Below are 14,319 nucleotides of genomic sequence, written 5' to 3'. Positions count from 1 at the left end.
ACGGAGAAGGCCCCGCGCTGATTGTCAGTGGGGGGCTCTACCGTTTTCCCATGACGCGATCCGTACATGCGCTCGCCTACGCACGCCCTTCCGCCCTGGCGGCGACGGGCTCCGGCCGGCTGCTCGGACTGGAGACGGCGGGGGGTCTCACGCCCCGGGGCGCCGAGGCCCATCCCCGCTTCTTCGCCGGCTTCCTGGCCGCTCCGCAGGTCGCCGCGCGCGGTCTGCTCGCGGTCGCCGACGTGGCGGCGGCCCGCTATCACCAGCGGATACGGCCGGGTTCGCTGGACCCGGTGGTGACGGGGAACGGGGACCGGCTGCGGTTCGAGTCCTTCTCGGGCTGCGGTGGGGTGTACGCGCGCCTGGACGTGCTCGACGAGGGGCTCGGCGGCGCGGAGACGGGTCACGGCACGACCAATGTGGACGTCAACGATCCGCTGCGCGAGGCGCTGTCGCGGATGACCGGCGACGATCCGCTGCATCTGCGGGTCGGCCCCGAGGAGATGGCGGTGACCACCCTCGCGGGGGCGGTCGTGGAGAAGAAGGTCCCGCTGCCGGACCGGTGGCTGCGGGGCTTCGCCGAGGCGCAGGTCGCCTCGGCCCGGTTCGACCTGCGGGCCGAGCTGACGGGGGCGGAGGCCGTCCGCTTCCTCCGGTCCCTGCCGCGCGGGCAGGCCCGGGGGCGCGGCCCGCTGTGGATCGTCCCGGCGGGCCGGACGCTGCGTCCGACGACCCGGCCGGGTCCGGGTGCGGTGTGCCTGCCCGGTCCCGACCGGCTGGTCGCCCTGGAGCGGGTGCTGCGGCACGCGACGGGGCTGCGGGTGTACGGGCCGGTGCCGGACGGCGCGGCCACGGCGAGCGCCTGGGAGGTGACCCTGCCGGGCATGCGGCTCACGCTGACGCTCTCGCCCGACCCGGCGCGGGGCTTCTCCGGCGAGGGCGGGGTCCTGGAGGCGCTGGCGACGGAGGACGCGGCGGGGGACGCGGAGCTGGTGGCCGTGCTGCTGGCCTGGGAGCCGCGGATCGACCCGGCGGACCTCGCGGCGCAGGCCGGGCTCACGGCCGACCGGGTGCGCGCGGCGCTGACCCGGCTCGGCACGGCGGGCCGGGTGGGGTACGACGTGGCGGAGGCGGCCTACTTCCACCGCGAGCTGCCGTACGACGCGGACCGCGCCGAGCGGCACAACCCGCGGCTGGTGAGCGCCCGCCGCCTGGTCGCGGAGGGCGCGGTGGAGCTCGAAGGGCAGCTGGCGACGGTGGCCTCGGGCGAGCGGCGCTACCGGGTCCGGGAGGCGGGCGGGGCGCTGAACTGTACGTGCCAGTGGTGGGCGGACCATCAGGGACGGCGGGGTCCGTGCAAGCACGCGCTCGCGGTGCGAATGGTCCGGCGGGGCGCGTCGGCCGCCGAGCCGGTGCCGGGGGCGGAGCCGCAGGTGATGCCGACGGCGGAACCGGAGGTGGAGCCGCAGGCGGGGCCGGTGCGGTGACGGAGCCCGAGGCGGAGGAGCGGAAGATGGGGGCGGGGGCAGTGACGACAAGGACGGAGAAGGCCGTGGGGACGACGAAGGCCGAGGGGGAAGGGCAGTCCGTGGGGATCGAGAAGCTGATCGAGGCGGTGCGCGGCGGGCGCGCCGACGAGGTGCCCGCGCTGCTGGAGGGGCTGGGAGCGACGGAGCGCGCCGCGGTCCTCGCGGAGCTGAAGTCGCTGCGCACCGAGGTGCGGAGCTGGGAGGCGAAGCGCCCGCGCGAGGCGGCCGACGTCCGGAGCGCGCTGTACGTCGCGGGGGCCGGCTGCCACCCGGGGGCGTCGGCGGCGGCGACCTGGCTCGGCGGCCGTGAGCTGGCGCCCTGGCGCTCGGAGGGCAGTGCCCTGGCGCTCCGGGCGGTCACCGACCGGTCTCCGGAGTGGCTGGCCGACGTGGCGGGCCGACTGGCCTCGCGGCCGGCCGTGGCGGAGCACAGTTACGAGCTGATCCGCGGCCTGGTGGAGCGGTCCGGCTGCGCGGTGCCGACGACCGACGGCTATGTCCTCGGCTGGGCGTGGCAGTTCCGCGAGGGCAGCCGCTGGAGGCAGTCGTTCGAGGGCCCCACGCTTCTGGAGCGGCTGCGGGAGGATCCGCAGACGCCGGCCCTGGTGATCCACGCCCTCTCGATGGCCGAGAGCCCCGAGGGGCTGACCTGGACGCTGACCGAGGCTCCCCACGCGCACTGGCCCACGGCGGTCGCGGCGCTCGTCGGGGAGGGCGTGCTGGACCGGGCCGCGGTCCTGGACGCCGCCGTCTCCCGGCTGTTGCGGGGCGGCCGTCCGCGCGACCTGCGGTTCCCGCTGGACGTGCTGCGTCTCGTCGAGCCGACCGCGGCGGAGTTCCGGGAGCGGATCCCGGACCTGGTCGGGATGACGGCGGACACGCCGTCGCCGATCGCGGGGTACGCGCAGGAGGTGCTGGCGGAGCTGGCGGAGGAGGGGGCGCTGTCGACGGCCGCGCTGGCCGAGATGACGAGTGCGGTGCTCTTCCGGACCGAGAAGAAGCTCGTGCGGGCCCAGTTGACGCTGGTGGGCAAGGCGCTGGCGCGGGATCCGGGCGCGGCGGACGAGCTGCTGCCCCCGGTGGCGGAGGTCTTCGGGAACGAGGACACCGACCTCCAGGGGCGCGCGCTGAAGCTGGTGGCCCGTCATCTGTCCGCCGTGGACGACTCCGTACGGCGGGAACTGGCCGCTCAGGCCGGGCTGCTGAGCCCGGGGCACCGGCCGGCCGCCGCGGCGTTGTTCGGGGAGGCCCTGGAGGAGGAGACCGGCTTCCCGTACGAGGAGATCCTGCCGCCCGTGCCCGAGGCGCAGCCGGTCGGGCCCCCCGCGTCGACGGTCGAGGAGCTGGTGGAGGACATGCTGGCGAAGGGGGTCTCCGACGACCCGGTGCGGTTCGAGCGGGCCCTCGACGGAGTGGTGCGGCACGCGCACCGGGACCGGGAGGCGGTGGCGCGCGCGGTGCGGGAGGCGTTCACCATCGCGAGCTGGCAGGAGCCGTACCACTTCTTCTACGACTTCCGCGCGCTCCATGCGGTGCTCGCCGGGTTGCTCGGACTCCTTGAACCGTCGTGGATCGAGGACCGGCGGGCACGGGAACCGGAGGGCGCGACCTGCTTCCACGAGGCACTGACGGGGATCAGGGACGCCCGGCTGTGGGAGGCCGCCGCCCTGATCGGCACCGGCGCCCTGCCGTTCCTGCTCGCCGCGCCGACCGTGAGCACCGGCGGTATCGATCCTCTGGTGCTCGTCGAGCGACTGCGCGCCTACCGGGACGCGGGCGTCGAGCCCGCCCCCGCCGATCTGGCCCAGGCCCTGCTGCGGGTCCTGCGGACCGGCCCCGACGCCGGGCGGGCGGAAGAGGAGGCGTCGGCCCTCGGCACCGTGGCCGGGCGGCGGCTCGGCGCGTGGCTGCGGGCGGACGAGCCGCTGGCGGCGACCGTACGGTTCCTCGGGCGGGAGGAGGACCGGACCCTGGAGAGGTGGTTCGTCTTCCAGCGGGTGGAGGTCGAGCTCGCCGACCGGGCCGTGGTGCGGGAGGAGTTCCCGCCCGCCTTCCGGTGGCTGGGCGGCACGCTGGAGACGGCGCCCCGCCGCTGCTACCACTGGGTCACCGGCGGGGAGCACTGGGCCCCGATCCTGCCGGCCGACCGCGAGGTGCTCGCGGCCTGCTTCGTACCGTCGGTCGCGCGAGGCGGCAGCTCGCGGCAGGCGACGACCGAACCGCTGACCGGGATGGCCGAGGCGGAGGGCCGGGTGGGCCGGGCCGTCGCCGTCTCCCTCGCGCTCGCCCTGGGCGCCGGGGACGCCGACGACCGGCTGCGGGCGGTGGACGCTCTGCTCGTGCTCGCGTCCCGGGGCGATCTGGACGCGCGACAGGTGGGCGAGGAGCTCGGGTGGCTGGTCGCCGAGGGATCGGTGAAGCCGAACCGGCTGGCGGACGCGGCCCGGACGGCGGCGGCCACGGGGGCGTACGCGACGGTCTGGGCGGTGCTCGGCGCGGCGCTTCCCGCCCTGCTGGGCGGCGGGAAGCCGGTGCGCGGCCTCGGCGACGTCCTCGCGGTGGCGGCCGACTGCGTGGAGCGGTGCGGGGCGCGGGGCGAGGTTCCCGGGCTCGACGGGGTCGCCTCGGGCAAGGGCTCCACACAGCTGGTCGTCCAGGCGAGGCGGCTGCGCGACGCTCTCGGCTAGGGCCTGTCCGACCCTGATCGGCAAGACACCCCCTAGGGGTGTCCCGGGAAAGTCGGCCAGGGCTCCGGAGAAAAGGGCTGCTCAAGGGGCCGATCAGACTCTGACCCAAACGGTCTGAATCGGCCCCTAAGGCACCAGATCGGCGCTTAACCCGTCAGTCACAGAACGTTCGTGATCACGCAACACCGCTGGGTCACAGTGAAGGCATGACCGATGTGACGTCTTCGAAGACCGCCCGCCGCCCGCACCACTGGCGGCACGACCTGATCGAGCTCGCCGCCCTGTTCACCGCCGTGGTGGTGGCCGACACGATCGCCAAGACCATCGTCAAGGGCCCCGACGGGCACTACCTCCTGGTCTTCTCGGCGATCGCGCTGGTCGCCACCGCCGCGTTCCACACGTGGTGGGCGCGGCGGCACAGCCACAGCCATGCGCCGCCCGCCGGTGATACCGGCGGGCCGCCCGCCCACACTGCCCGCACCACGGCGGCGGCCGACCCGAGCGACCAAGAGGCGGCCACGTCCCGGCCGCCCGCCGAGACGGTCCTCTGGCGCATGCGGACCACCGTCGAGGACACCCCGGGCAGCCTCGCCGCCCTGTGCACGGTCCTCGCCCGGCTGGGCGTGGACATCCTGACCCTCCAGACCCATCCGCTGGCCCGGGGCACGGTCGACGAGTTCCTGCTGCGCGCCCCCGCCGACCTCTCCGCCCAGGCCCTCGCCCGCGAGACCGCGGCGGCCGGCGGCCGCGACACCTGGACCGAGCGGGCCGACGCCCACGACCTGGTCGACACACCCACCCGGGTCCTCGGCCTCGCCACCCGTACGGCGCTCGACGCGGCCGAACTGCCGCTCGCGCTGCGCCAGCTCCTCGGCCGCTGCACCCTCCACTCCGTGCCCGCGCTCTCCCTCACCGGCCGTCCCACCGGCGAGCAGGCCCCGGTCGAAGGGGTCCTGGAGGAGACCGTGATGCGGCTGCGCGACCCGCACGGCGGCACGCTCATCGTCGAGCGGCCCTATCTCCCCTTCACCCCGACCGAGTTCGCCCGGGCCCGCGCGCTCGTCGAGCTCGACGCCCGGCTCGGCCCGCGTCTCCCCCGCAGCCAGGACGTGCTGACCCTGCCGGAGGGCAACGAGATCACCGTCCGCCGTGCGGACCAGCGCGACCTGCGCGCCGCGCGGGCCATGCACGACCGCTGCTCGGCCCGCACCCTCGGCCTGCGCTACCACGGCCCGGTCGGCGACGCCGACCGCTACCTCGACCACCTGCTCAGCCCCCGCTTCGGCCGCACGCTCGCCGTGCAGACGACCTCCGGGCGGCTCGTCGCCCTCGGCCACCTCCTGTGGGACGGCGACGAGACCGAGGTCGCCCTGATGGTCGAGGACGACTGGCAGCGGCGCGGCATCGGCTCCGAACTGCTCGGCCGGCTGGTGGCGATGGCCGAGGAGGCCGGCTGCGAGAGCGTGTACGCCGTGACCCAGGCGTCCAACACCGGGATGGTGGCCGCCATGCGGGCGCTCCAGCTCCCCCTCGACTACCAGATCGAGGAGGGCACCCTCGTCATCACCGCGCGACTGGCCGCAGCACCGCGCCGGAGCCCTCGCTCGCCGTCGCAGCCGCTGCCTCACGAGGAGGTCCGGCGGGCGGAGCGCTGAGCGCCTGCGTCAGGTCGCGCCACAGGTCCTCGACGTCCTCCAGGCCGACCGACATGCGCAGCAGCCGGTCGCTGACGCCCGCCGAGCGCCGGTCTCCTTCGGCCACGATCCGGTGGCTGATGGAGGCCGGGTGCTGTATGAGGGTGTCGACGCTGCCGAGGCTGACCGCCGGGGTGATCAGCCGCACTCCGGCGATCACGTCGTGCGGGTCCCCGTAGACCTCGAAGGCGATCATCGCGCCGCCGATCCGCGGGTAGTGGACGCGGGCGATCCGGGGGTCGGTGGCGAGCCGCCGGACGAGCTCCGCGGCCGAGTTCGACGCCGCCTTCACCCGTACGGGAAGGGTGGACAGGCCCCGCAGCAGCAGATAGCCGGCGAGCGGGTGGAGCACCCCGCCGGTGGCGAAGCGGACCTGGCGGAGGGTACGGGCGAACTCCTCGTCGCAGGCGACGATCCCGCCCATGACGTCGCCGTGCCCGCCCAGGTACTTGGTCGCGCTGTGCAGCACGATCCGCGCACCCTGTTCGACGGGACGCTGGAGGACCGGCGTGGCGAAGGTGTTGTCCACCAGGAGCGGCACGGAGCCGCAGGAGTGGGCGAGGGCGCGGATGTCGGCCTCGGCGAGGGTCGGGTTCGCCGGGGACTCGACCATGACGAGGCCGGTGTCGGGGCGGATCGCGTCGGCGATGCCCGCCGGGTCGGTCCAGGTCACCTCGGTGCCGAGCAGCCCGGCCTCCAGGAGGTGGTCGCTGCAGCCGTACAGCGGACGGACCGCGACCACGTGGCGCAGTCCCTGGCTCGCCCGGGCGAGGAGGACGGCGGTGAAGGCCGCCATGCCGCTGGCGAAGGCCACGGCGGACTCGGTGCCCTCCAGGCGGGCGAGGGCGTCCTCGAAGCGGGCCACGGTGGGGTTGTCGAGCCGGGCGTAGACGGGCGGGCCGTCGAGCCGGGCGCCCGTGGTGGCGAACTCGTCGATGCGCGCGGCCTCGGCCCGGGCGTCGTACGAGGGGTAGGTGGTCGACAGGTCGAGCGGCGGGGCGTGCACTCCGAGCGTGGCGAGGTCCTCGCGGCCGGCGTGCACGGCTTCGGTGGCGAGCGCCCTCGGGGTGGCCGAGGGGTCGCGGTCCATGGCGTCCATGGCGGCACTGTGAACGTTTACCGGAAGGTAGCGGGAAGAAGCCGTGCTACGTTCGACCGATGGCCGAATCTGTCGTACTGGACGCGGTCGATCTGCACATTCTTCGCCTCCTGCAGAACGACGCCCGGACCACCTATCGCGAACTCGCCGCAGAGGTGGGTGTGGCGCCGTCGACCTGCCTGGACCGAGTGGCCCGGCTGCGCCGCACGGGCGTGATCCTCGGTCACCAGCTACGACTGGATCCGGCCAAACTCGGTCGTGGGCTGGAAGCGCTTCTCCTTGTGCAGGTCCGGCCCCACCGGCGGGAACTGATCGGTCCGTTCGTCGACCGGATCCGGGCCCTCCCCGAGTCCCGGGCGCTCTTCCATCTGACGGGCCCCGACGACTACTTGGTGCACGTGGCCGTGGCGGACCCCGCCGACCTGCAACGACTCGTGCTCGACGAGTTCACCTCGCGCCGCGAGGTGGCCCGGGTCGAGACCCGGCTGATCTTCCAGCAGTGGGAGTGCGGCCCGCTCCTGCCGCCCGGGACGGGCCCTTCCTTGTCGGCCGACTGAGATCGAACGAGGGTGACGGGGCCACCGGGAGACGCCAGGATGGCCCCCATGCCAGAGACTTCCAGCAGCCTGCTGCCCCGCCAGGTCGCCGACGCCCACGTCGACGCACTCATCGCCCTCGACCCGATCACCGGTACGTACCTGGGAGTCAAGGAGAGCGCCGGTCATCTGCCCGACTTCTCGCCCGCCGGGCAGAAGGCCGTGGCCGATCTCGCGCGACGCACGCTCGTCGCCCTCGACGCGGCGGAGCGCGTCCCGGGCGCCGAGGGCGACGCGGAGCAGCGGTGCGCGCGGCTGCTGCGGGAGCGCCTGACGGCCGAACTCGCCGTGCACGAGGCCGACGAGGGCCTCTGCACGGTCAGCAACATGCGGTCGCCCGCCCACAGCGTGCGCATCGTCTTCACGATGATGCCGACGGAGACCGCGGAGGACTGGTCGGCGGTCGCCACCCGGCTGCGGGCCGTCCCCGCCGCGCTGGAGGGCTACCGCTCCGCGCTCGCGCTCGGCCTGGAGCGCAAGCTGTACGCCGGGCCGCGCCCCACCGCCACCTTCGTCGGCCAGCTCACCGAGTGGGCGGGCGGGGAGGGCGGAGGGCCGGGCTGGTTCGAGGAGTTCGCGGCGGCCTGTCCCGACGCGCTGCCCGAGGAGCTCAGGGCCGAGCTCGCGGCGGCGTCCCGTGGCGCCACGGGGGCGGTGGCGGCGCTGCGGGACTGGATGCGGGACGTGTACGCGCCGACCGTCGCGGACGCGCCGAACACCGTGGGCCGTGAGCGCTACCAGCGCTGGACCCGCTACTTCAACGGCACCGACCTGGACCTCGACCAGGCCTACGCGTACGGCTGGTCCGAGTACCACCGGCTCCTCGGCGAGATGCGGGCCGAGGCCGAGCGGATCCTGCCCGGCGCGGGCCCCTGGGAGGCGCTCGCCCACCTCGACGAGCACGGCACGCACGTCGAGGGCGTGGAGGAGGTGCGGGTCTGGCTCCAGGGGCTGATGGACGAGGCCATCGAGGCGCTCGACGGCACCCACTTCGAACTCGCCGACCGCGTACGGCGGGTGGAGTCCCGGATCGCCCCGCCCGGCGGCGCCGCCGCGCCGTACTACACCGGCCCGTCCGAGGACTTCACGCGCCCCGGCCGCACCTGGCTTCCGGTGGACGGCACGACCCGCTTCCCCGTGTACGACATGGTGTCGACCTGGTACCACGAGGGCGTTCCGGGCCATCACCTCCAGATCGCGCAGTGGGTACACGTCGCCGACCGGCTCTCCCGCTACCAGGCGACCATCGGCAAGGTGAGCGCCAACATGGAGGGCTGGGCGCTGTACGCGGAGCGCCTGATGGACGAGCTGGGCTTCCTGCCCGACGCGGAGCGGCGCCTCGGCTACCTCGACGGCCAGATGATGCGCGCGTGCCGGGTGATCGTGGACATCGGCATGCACCTGGGCCTGGAGATCCCGGCGGACTCGCCCTTCCGGCCGGGCGAGCGGTGGACCCCGGAGCTCGCGCAGGAGTTCTTCCAGCTGCACAGCAGCCGCCCGCCGGCCTTCGTGGAGAGCGAGATGACCCGCTACCTCTCGATGCCGGGCCAGGCGATCGGCTACAAGCTGGGCGAGCGGGCCTGGCTGCTGGGGCGGGCCAACGCGCGGGCCGCGCACGGCGACGCGTTCGACGCGAAGGCCTGGCACATGGCGGCCCTCTCGCAGGGCCCGCTGGGCCTCGACGACCTGGTCGACGCGCTGTCGCGGCTCTAGGCGCGCGCTGCCGCGTCTCCAGGGAGGGCGGGCCGTGTCGACACCGGGCCCCGTACCACCGCGTGAGAATCCCCGGCCGTTCGGTTGATCAGCCGGGGATTCCCCTGCTATTTCTCCTCCATGACCACCGCATACACTCCGGACGCCACCGACTGGCGCATTCTCGAAGCCCTCCAGTCCGAGGGCCGGGCGAGCTTCGCCGAGCTGGCGCGCGCCGTGTCGATGTCGCCGTCCGCCGTGACCGAGCGGGTGCGGCGTCTGGAGGACGCCGGGGTGATCGCCGGATACACGGCGATCGTCGACCGGGACCGGCTCGGGCTGCCCATCCTCGCCTTCGTACGGTTGCGCTACCCGCACGGCAACTACAAGCCGTTCCACGACCTCATCGCCTCCACGCCGGAGGTCCTGGAGGCCCACCACGTGACGGGCGACGACTGCTTCGTCCTCAAGGTCGCGGCCCGGTCCATGCGGCACCTGGAGGAGATCTCCGGGAAGATCGCCACGCTCGGCTCGGTGACGACGAGCGTCGTCTACTCCTCGCCTCTGCCCCGGCGCTCCATCAGCCGCTGAGCGCGTCCCCGCCGGTGCGCAGCCGCACCGCGGAGCCGTGCCGCGCCTTGACGACCTCCAGCTGGGCGGGGATGCGGCGGCGCAGGTCGCCGACGTGGCTGACGATGCCGACGCTGCGGTCGCGTTCGCGCAGCGAGTCGAGGACGTCGAGGACCTCGTCGAGCGTCTGCTCGTCGAGGCTGCCGAAGCCCTCGTCGATGAAGAGGGTGTCGAGCCGGACGCCGCCCGCCTCGTCCGTGACGACGTCGGCGAGGCCGAGGGCGAGCGCGAGGGAGGCGAAGAAGGTCTCGCCGCCGGAGAGCGTGGCGGTGTCGCGTTCGTTGCCCGTCCAGGCGTCGACCACGTGCAGCCCGAGGCCGGCCCGCTTGCCGCCGGAGCGCGCGTCGGAGTGGACGAGGGTGTAGCGGCCGGAGGACATGCGCTGGAGGCGGGCGGTCGCGGCGGCGGCGACCTGTTCGAGGCGGGCGGCCAGGACGTACGACTCCAGGCGCATCCGGCGCTCGTTCTCCGCGGAGGTGCCGGCGGTGAGGGCGGCGAGCCGGGCCACCCGGTCGTACTCCTCGCGGAGCGGGCCGAGCCGGTGGACCTCGGTGGCGGCCTGCCGGGAGAGGCCGGTGAGGCCGGTCGCCCGTTCGCGGGCCGCCGCCAGGTCGGACGCGGCCTGCCGGAGTGCGCGGTCCGCGGCCGTGTGGGCGGCTCCCGCGGCGGCCGGGTCGGCGGGCGGGAGCGCGGCGGCAGCGGCGGTGCCGGGCTCGGCGAGCCGGTCCGCGACGGCCGCCGCCTCGGCCTGCCAGGCGTCCACGCGCTGCTGGAGGGCGCGGCGTTCGGCCTCGCCGACGATGGCGTCGCGGGCCTCGGCCGGGGTGGCGAAGCCCGCGCGGTAGGCGGCGTCGGCGAGCCGGTCGTCGGCCTCCTTGAGGCGCTGGGCGGCCAGTTCGGCGGAGCGTACGGCCTGGACGGCCTCGACCAGGACGGCGATCTTCCGCTCCAGGCGGGTGGCGTGCTCGGCCACGCTGCCGAACGCACCGCGTCCGCGCACGAGTTCCTCGTCGAGGGTCGCCTGCTCCCCGTCCAGCGCCTCGCGGCGCGAGGTGCGCGCGGCGACCCGCCGCTCGGCCTCGCGCTGCGCGCCGACCCGCTCCTCGTACTCCCGCTCGGCCCGTGCGAGCGCCTCACGGGCGTGGTGCGTCTGCCCGGCGAGCGCGTGCGCCTCTCCGTGCAGCCGGGTCAACTCCTCGACTTCCCGAGCGAGTTCGTCGACGGTGGGGTGCGCGGCGGTCGCGGCCTCGGGACCGGCGTCGTGCGCTGTCGGCAGGACCTCCGCGCGGGCCGTGGACCAGGCCTCCCGGGTGACGGCCAGCTCGCGTTCGACGGCGGTACGGGACTCGTCGGCGCGGGTGTAGGCCGCGTAGGCGGCGTCCTCCGTGGCCCGGTCGACGTGGTCGTCGGTGGTGCGGGCCGGGTCCGGGTGGGCCGTGGAGCCGCAGACCTGGCAGGCGTCGCCGTCGGCGAGGGTGGCGGCGAGTTCGGCGGCGATGCCCCGCAGACGGCGGGACTTGACGTCGAGCCAGGCCTCGTGGGCGGTGTTCCGGCGCTCGCGGGCGTCCGTGAGCCGCGCCTCGGCGGCCGCGGTGTCCCGCTCCAGGGCGTCGCGGCGGCGGGCCGCGGCGAGGCGGCGGCGGGCGGGCTCCAGGCGGCCGGCGAGGTGCTCGGCGCGGGCCGCCGCGTCCGTCGCGGCCTCGACGCGTTCGGTGAGGGCGGTCCTGCGGGATTCCCAGTCGGCGAGCCAGCCGGCCGCGTCCTGGAGGGCGCCCTCGTCGGCCCGGGCGTCACGCGCGAGCGCGGCGCGCTCCTCGGCGAGCGCGGCGGCGCGGCGCTCGGCGCGGCGGGCCGCGTCGAGCCCGCCGAGCTCCCCGCGCAGCCGGTGTTCGAGGGCGGAGAGGTGCTCGGCGCCCTGGTCGGCGAGGTCGGGGGGAAGGTGGGCGCGGGAGCGCTCGCGGGCCGCCCGCGCGGTGGCGTGCTCGCGCTCGGCGTCGCCGCGCAGCCCGAGCGCGGGCGCGACGCGCTCGGCCTTGAGGGACCGGTCGAGGGCGGCCTGATGGCGGTCGCGCTCGGGGGCGCGGGCGGTGAGCTGCTCGCGGCGCCGCAGGGCGTCGGCGTGCCGGGCCTGGCGGTCGGCGAGCTCCTTCTCGGCGTCGAGGGCGGCGCGCGCGGCGGCCTGGCCGTGCTCGGCCGCGGCGAACCGTACGCCGGCGATGTCGAGGGCCTCGCGGGCCTCGGTGCGGGCGACGGCGGCCCAGGTCAGGACGGACTCGGCGAGGCCGGGGTCGCCGGGGCGTCCCTCGACGGGGGCGCGGGCGGCGTCGAGGCCGCCGGCGGCCTGCGTCATGCGGTGGGCGAGGGTGAGGAGCCGCTCGTCCCCGTCGCGTACCTGCTGCTCGGCGGCGCGCCGGAGGTCGGCGAGGCGTTCCTCGACGGCGGCGAAGCGGCGGGTGTCGAAGAGACGGCCGAGGAGCTTGCCCCGGGCCTCGGCGTCGGCACGCAGGAACTTCGCGAAGTCGCCCTGCGGAAGGAGGACGACCTGGCAGAACTGCTCGCGGCTCATGCCGACGAGCTGGGTGATCTCCTCGCCGATCTCCTGGTGGGAGCGGCTGAGCCCGGCCCATTCGCCGGTGGCGGGGTCGTACTCGCGCAGCCAGGTCTGGGCCTTCTCGGTGGTGAAGCCGCCGCCGCGCTTCTTGGGCCGCTGCTGGGCGGGGCGCCGGGTGATCTCCAGGCGCCGCTCCCCCACGGTCAGTTCGAGGAGGACCTCGGTGTACGTGCCGACGGGGGCGTGGTCGCTGCGCAGGGAGGTGCCGGGGCTCTGGCGGACACCAGGCACGCTGCCGTACAGGGCGAAGCAGACGGCGTCGAGGACGGAGGTCTTCCCGGCGCCGGTGGGCCCGTGGAGGAGGAAGAGCCCGGCGGAGGAGAGGGTGTCGAAGTCGACCGTCTGCGGAGTCCCGAAGGGCCCGAACGCGGTGATCTCCAGGCGGTGCAGCCTCACCGGCCCACCTCGCGCTCGGCCGCGTCGACACGTACGTCGTCGAAGGCCCCGTACAGCACCGTCCGCTCCCGGCCGTCGAGCCCCGCGCCGCCGCGTACGTGGGCCACGAAGTCCTCCGCGATCTGCTGGTCGCTGCGGTCCCGGAGCCGCTGGGCGTAGGAGGCGCCGGCGTCGCCGTCGGTCCGCTCGGGGTCGAAGACGAGGTTCAGGGTGTGCGGGAAGCGGTCGGCGAGCCGGGCCATGGGGTCGGCGGGGCGTACGGGGTCGGTGAGGGTGGCCTCGACCCAGGACTGCTCGTGGGGCGCGAGCGCGGGGTCGGCGAGGAGGTCGTCGAGGCGTCCCCGGATCCGGGCGAGGGGGCGCGGGACGGGGCAGTCGAGGCGCTCGGCGGTGCGGACCGCGCCGTCCGCTCCCAGGTCGACGAGCCACATCGTCTTGCGGTGGTCGGCCTCGGAGAAGGAGTAGGCGAGGGGGGAACCGGAGTAGCGCACCCGCGGGGTGAGGGTCTGGCTGCCGTGGAGATGGCCGAGGGCGACGTAGTCGACGCCGTCGAAGACGCCGGTGGGGACGGCCGCGACGCCGCCGACGGTGATGTCCCGCTCGCTGTCGCTGGGGGCGCCGCCCGCCACGAAGGCGTGGGCGAGGACCACGGAGCGGGTGCCGGCGGGCCGGGCCGCGAGGTCGGCGCGGACCCGGTCCATGGCGGCGGCGAGGACGGCCTCGTGGCCGCCCTTCGCGGCGCCGAGCTGTTCGCGCACGAGGGCGGGTTCGAGGTACGGCAGGCCGTAGAGGGCGACGTCGCCGTGGGCGTCGGCGAGGACGACGGGGGTGCCGATGCCGGCCGGGTCGGTCCGGAGGTGGATGCCCGCGCGCTCGATGAGCCCCGCGCCGACGCCGAGGCGGCGGGCCGAGTCGTGGTTGCCGGAGATCATGACGGTCGGCACCCCGGCCTCGGCGAGGCGGTGGAGCGCCGTGTCGAAGAGCTCGACGGCGGGGAGGGGCGGCACGGCCCGGTCGTAGACGTCCCCGGAGACGAGGACGGCGTCCACCCGGTGGGCGTGGACCGTCGCCACGAGGTGGTCGAGGAACGCGGCCTGGGCTTCGAGGAGCCCGACGCGGTGGAAGGACCGGCCCAGGTGCCAGTCCGAGGTGTGCAGGAGCCTCACGATGCCGTCCCACCCCGCATGTGTGCCGCTCCTCGCCGCCGCTTCCCGTCGTGTGCGCCCTCCACGCTATCCCGGCCGGGGGTGTGGGTGAGGCCGTACGGGATTCCGGCCGGGGGCTCCGGGGTGGATCGGTGGGCTGGGGGGAGGGCGCTCAGATGCTCGGTGCCGCTCAGATGCTCGGTGCCGCTCAGAGGCCCGGTGCCGCTCAGATGCTCGGTG

General features: G+C 75.3%; 9 protein-coding genes. 6 read left to right on the top strand and 3 right to left on the bottom strand.

Features of this window, described 5'->3' with window-relative positions; genetic code table 11:
- Nucleotides 1–50: 50 nt before the first annotated feature.
- The 3 genes from ACZ6K0_RS26745 to ACZ6K0_RS26735 all read left to right on the top strand — a co-directional run bounded on the left by ACZ6K0_RS26745 (nt 51) and on the right by ACZ6K0_RS26735 (nt 5,871).
- A complete protein-coding gene (locus tag ACZ6K0_RS26745; protein WP_469232523.1) occupies nt 51–1,487 on the top strand; it encodes an SWIM zinc finger family protein in 1,437 nt (478 codons plus the stop codon).
- A 65-nt stretch (nt 1,488–1,552) separates the two neighbouring features.
- The gene (locus ACZ6K0_RS26740) at nt 1,553–4,216 is read left to right on the top strand and encodes a DUF7824 domain-containing protein (protein ID WP_469232525.1); all 2,664 of its coding nucleotides are present in this window, start codon (nt 1,553–1,555) and stop codon (nt 4,214–4,216) included.
- 206 nt (nt 4,217–4,422) lie between these two features.
- A complete protein-coding gene (locus tag ACZ6K0_RS26735; RefSeq protein WP_469232527.1) occupies nt 4,423–5,871 on the top strand; it encodes a GNAT family N-acetyltransferase in 1,449 nt (482 codons plus the stop codon).
- On the opposite strand, the gene ACZ6K0_RS26730 is transcribed toward ACZ6K0_RS26735, so the two are convergent.
- Nucleotides 5,780–7,009: a trans-sulfuration enzyme family protein gene (locus ACZ6K0_RS26730; RefSeq protein WP_376396942.1), complete on the bottom strand. Its 1,230-nt coding sequence runs from the start codon at nt 7,007–7,009 to the stop codon at nt 5,780–5,782. The two genes, ACZ6K0_RS26735 and ACZ6K0_RS26730, sit on opposite strands and share 92 nt — an antisense overlap.
- 59 nt (nt 7,010–7,068) lie before the next feature.
- Between ACZ6K0_RS26730 and ACZ6K0_RS26725 the strand changes: the two genes are divergently transcribed.
- The 3 genes from ACZ6K0_RS26725 to ACZ6K0_RS26715 all read left to right on the top strand — a co-directional run bounded on the left by ACZ6K0_RS26725 (nt 7,069) and on the right by ACZ6K0_RS26715 (nt 9,888).
- On the top strand, nt 7,069–7,566 hold the full coding sequence (locus ACZ6K0_RS26725; RefSeq protein WP_469232529.1) for an Lrp/AsnC family transcriptional regulator: 498 nt from the start codon (nt 7,069–7,071) through the stop codon (nt 7,564–7,566).
- Nucleotides 7,567–7,614: 48 nt separating this feature from the next.
- Nucleotides 7,615–9,318, top strand: a complete 1,704-nt coding sequence (locus ACZ6K0_RS26720; protein ID WP_469232531.1) for a DUF885 domain-containing protein — start codon at nt 7,615–7,617, stop codon at nt 9,316–9,318.
- A gap of 120 nt (nt 9,319–9,438) precedes the next feature.
- Nucleotides 9,439–9,888, top strand: coding sequence for an Lrp/AsnC family transcriptional regulator (locus ACZ6K0_RS26715; protein WP_469232533.1), 450 nt, complete (start codon nt 9,439–9,441; stop codon nt 9,886–9,888).
- On the opposite strand, the gene ACZ6K0_RS26710 is transcribed toward ACZ6K0_RS26715, so the two are convergent.
- Both ACZ6K0_RS26710 and ACZ6K0_RS26705 read right to left on the bottom strand, forming a co-directional pair.
- Entirely contained in the window at nt 9,878–12,934 is a 3,057-nt protein-coding gene (locus ACZ6K0_RS26710; protein ID WP_469232535.1) for an AAA family ATPase, read from the bottom strand. The genes ACZ6K0_RS26715 and ACZ6K0_RS26710 overlap by 11 nt on opposite strands.
- Complete coding sequence (locus ACZ6K0_RS26705) at nt 12,931–14,100, bottom strand: exonuclease SbcCD subunit D (protein ID WP_376396957.1); 1,170 nt, start codon at nt 14,098–14,100, stop codon at nt 12,931–12,933. Before ACZ6K0_RS26705 ends, ACZ6K0_RS26710 begins: the two co-directional genes overlap by 4 nt.
- Nucleotides 14,101–14,319 lie beyond the last annotated feature (219 nt).

Source organism: Streptomyces sp. NPDC042346, from assembly GCF_055581845.1.
The sequence above is the reverse complement of the archived record's forward strand: the minus strand, read 5'-3'. Positions and strand labels throughout refer to the sequence as shown.

Excerpts from the sequence above, each read along its gene's own strand:
- ACZ6K0_RS26715 (WP_469232533.1), top strand. The coding sequence starts at position 9,439 with ATGACCACCGCATACACTCCGGACGCCACCGACTGGCGCATTCTCGAA.
- ACZ6K0_RS26730 (WP_376396942.1), bottom strand. The coding sequence starts at position 7,009 with ATGGACGCCATGGACCGCGACCCCTCGGCCACCCCGAGGGCGCTCGCC.
- ACZ6K0_RS26725 (WP_469232529.1), top strand. The coding sequence starts at position 7,069 with ATGGCCGAATCTGTCGTACTGGACGCGGTCGATCTGCACATTCTTCGC.
- ACZ6K0_RS26720 (WP_469232531.1), top strand. The coding sequence starts at position 7,615 with ATGCCAGAGACTTCCAGCAGCCTGCTGCCCCGCCAGGTCGCCGACGCC.
- ACZ6K0_RS26745 (WP_469232523.1), top strand. The coding sequence starts at position 51 with ATGACGCGATCCGTACATGCGCTCGCCTACGCACGCCCTTCCGCCCTG.
- ACZ6K0_RS26735 (WP_469232527.1), top strand. The coding sequence starts at position 4,423 with ATGACCGATGTGACGTCTTCGAAGACCGCCCGCCGCCCGCACCACTGG.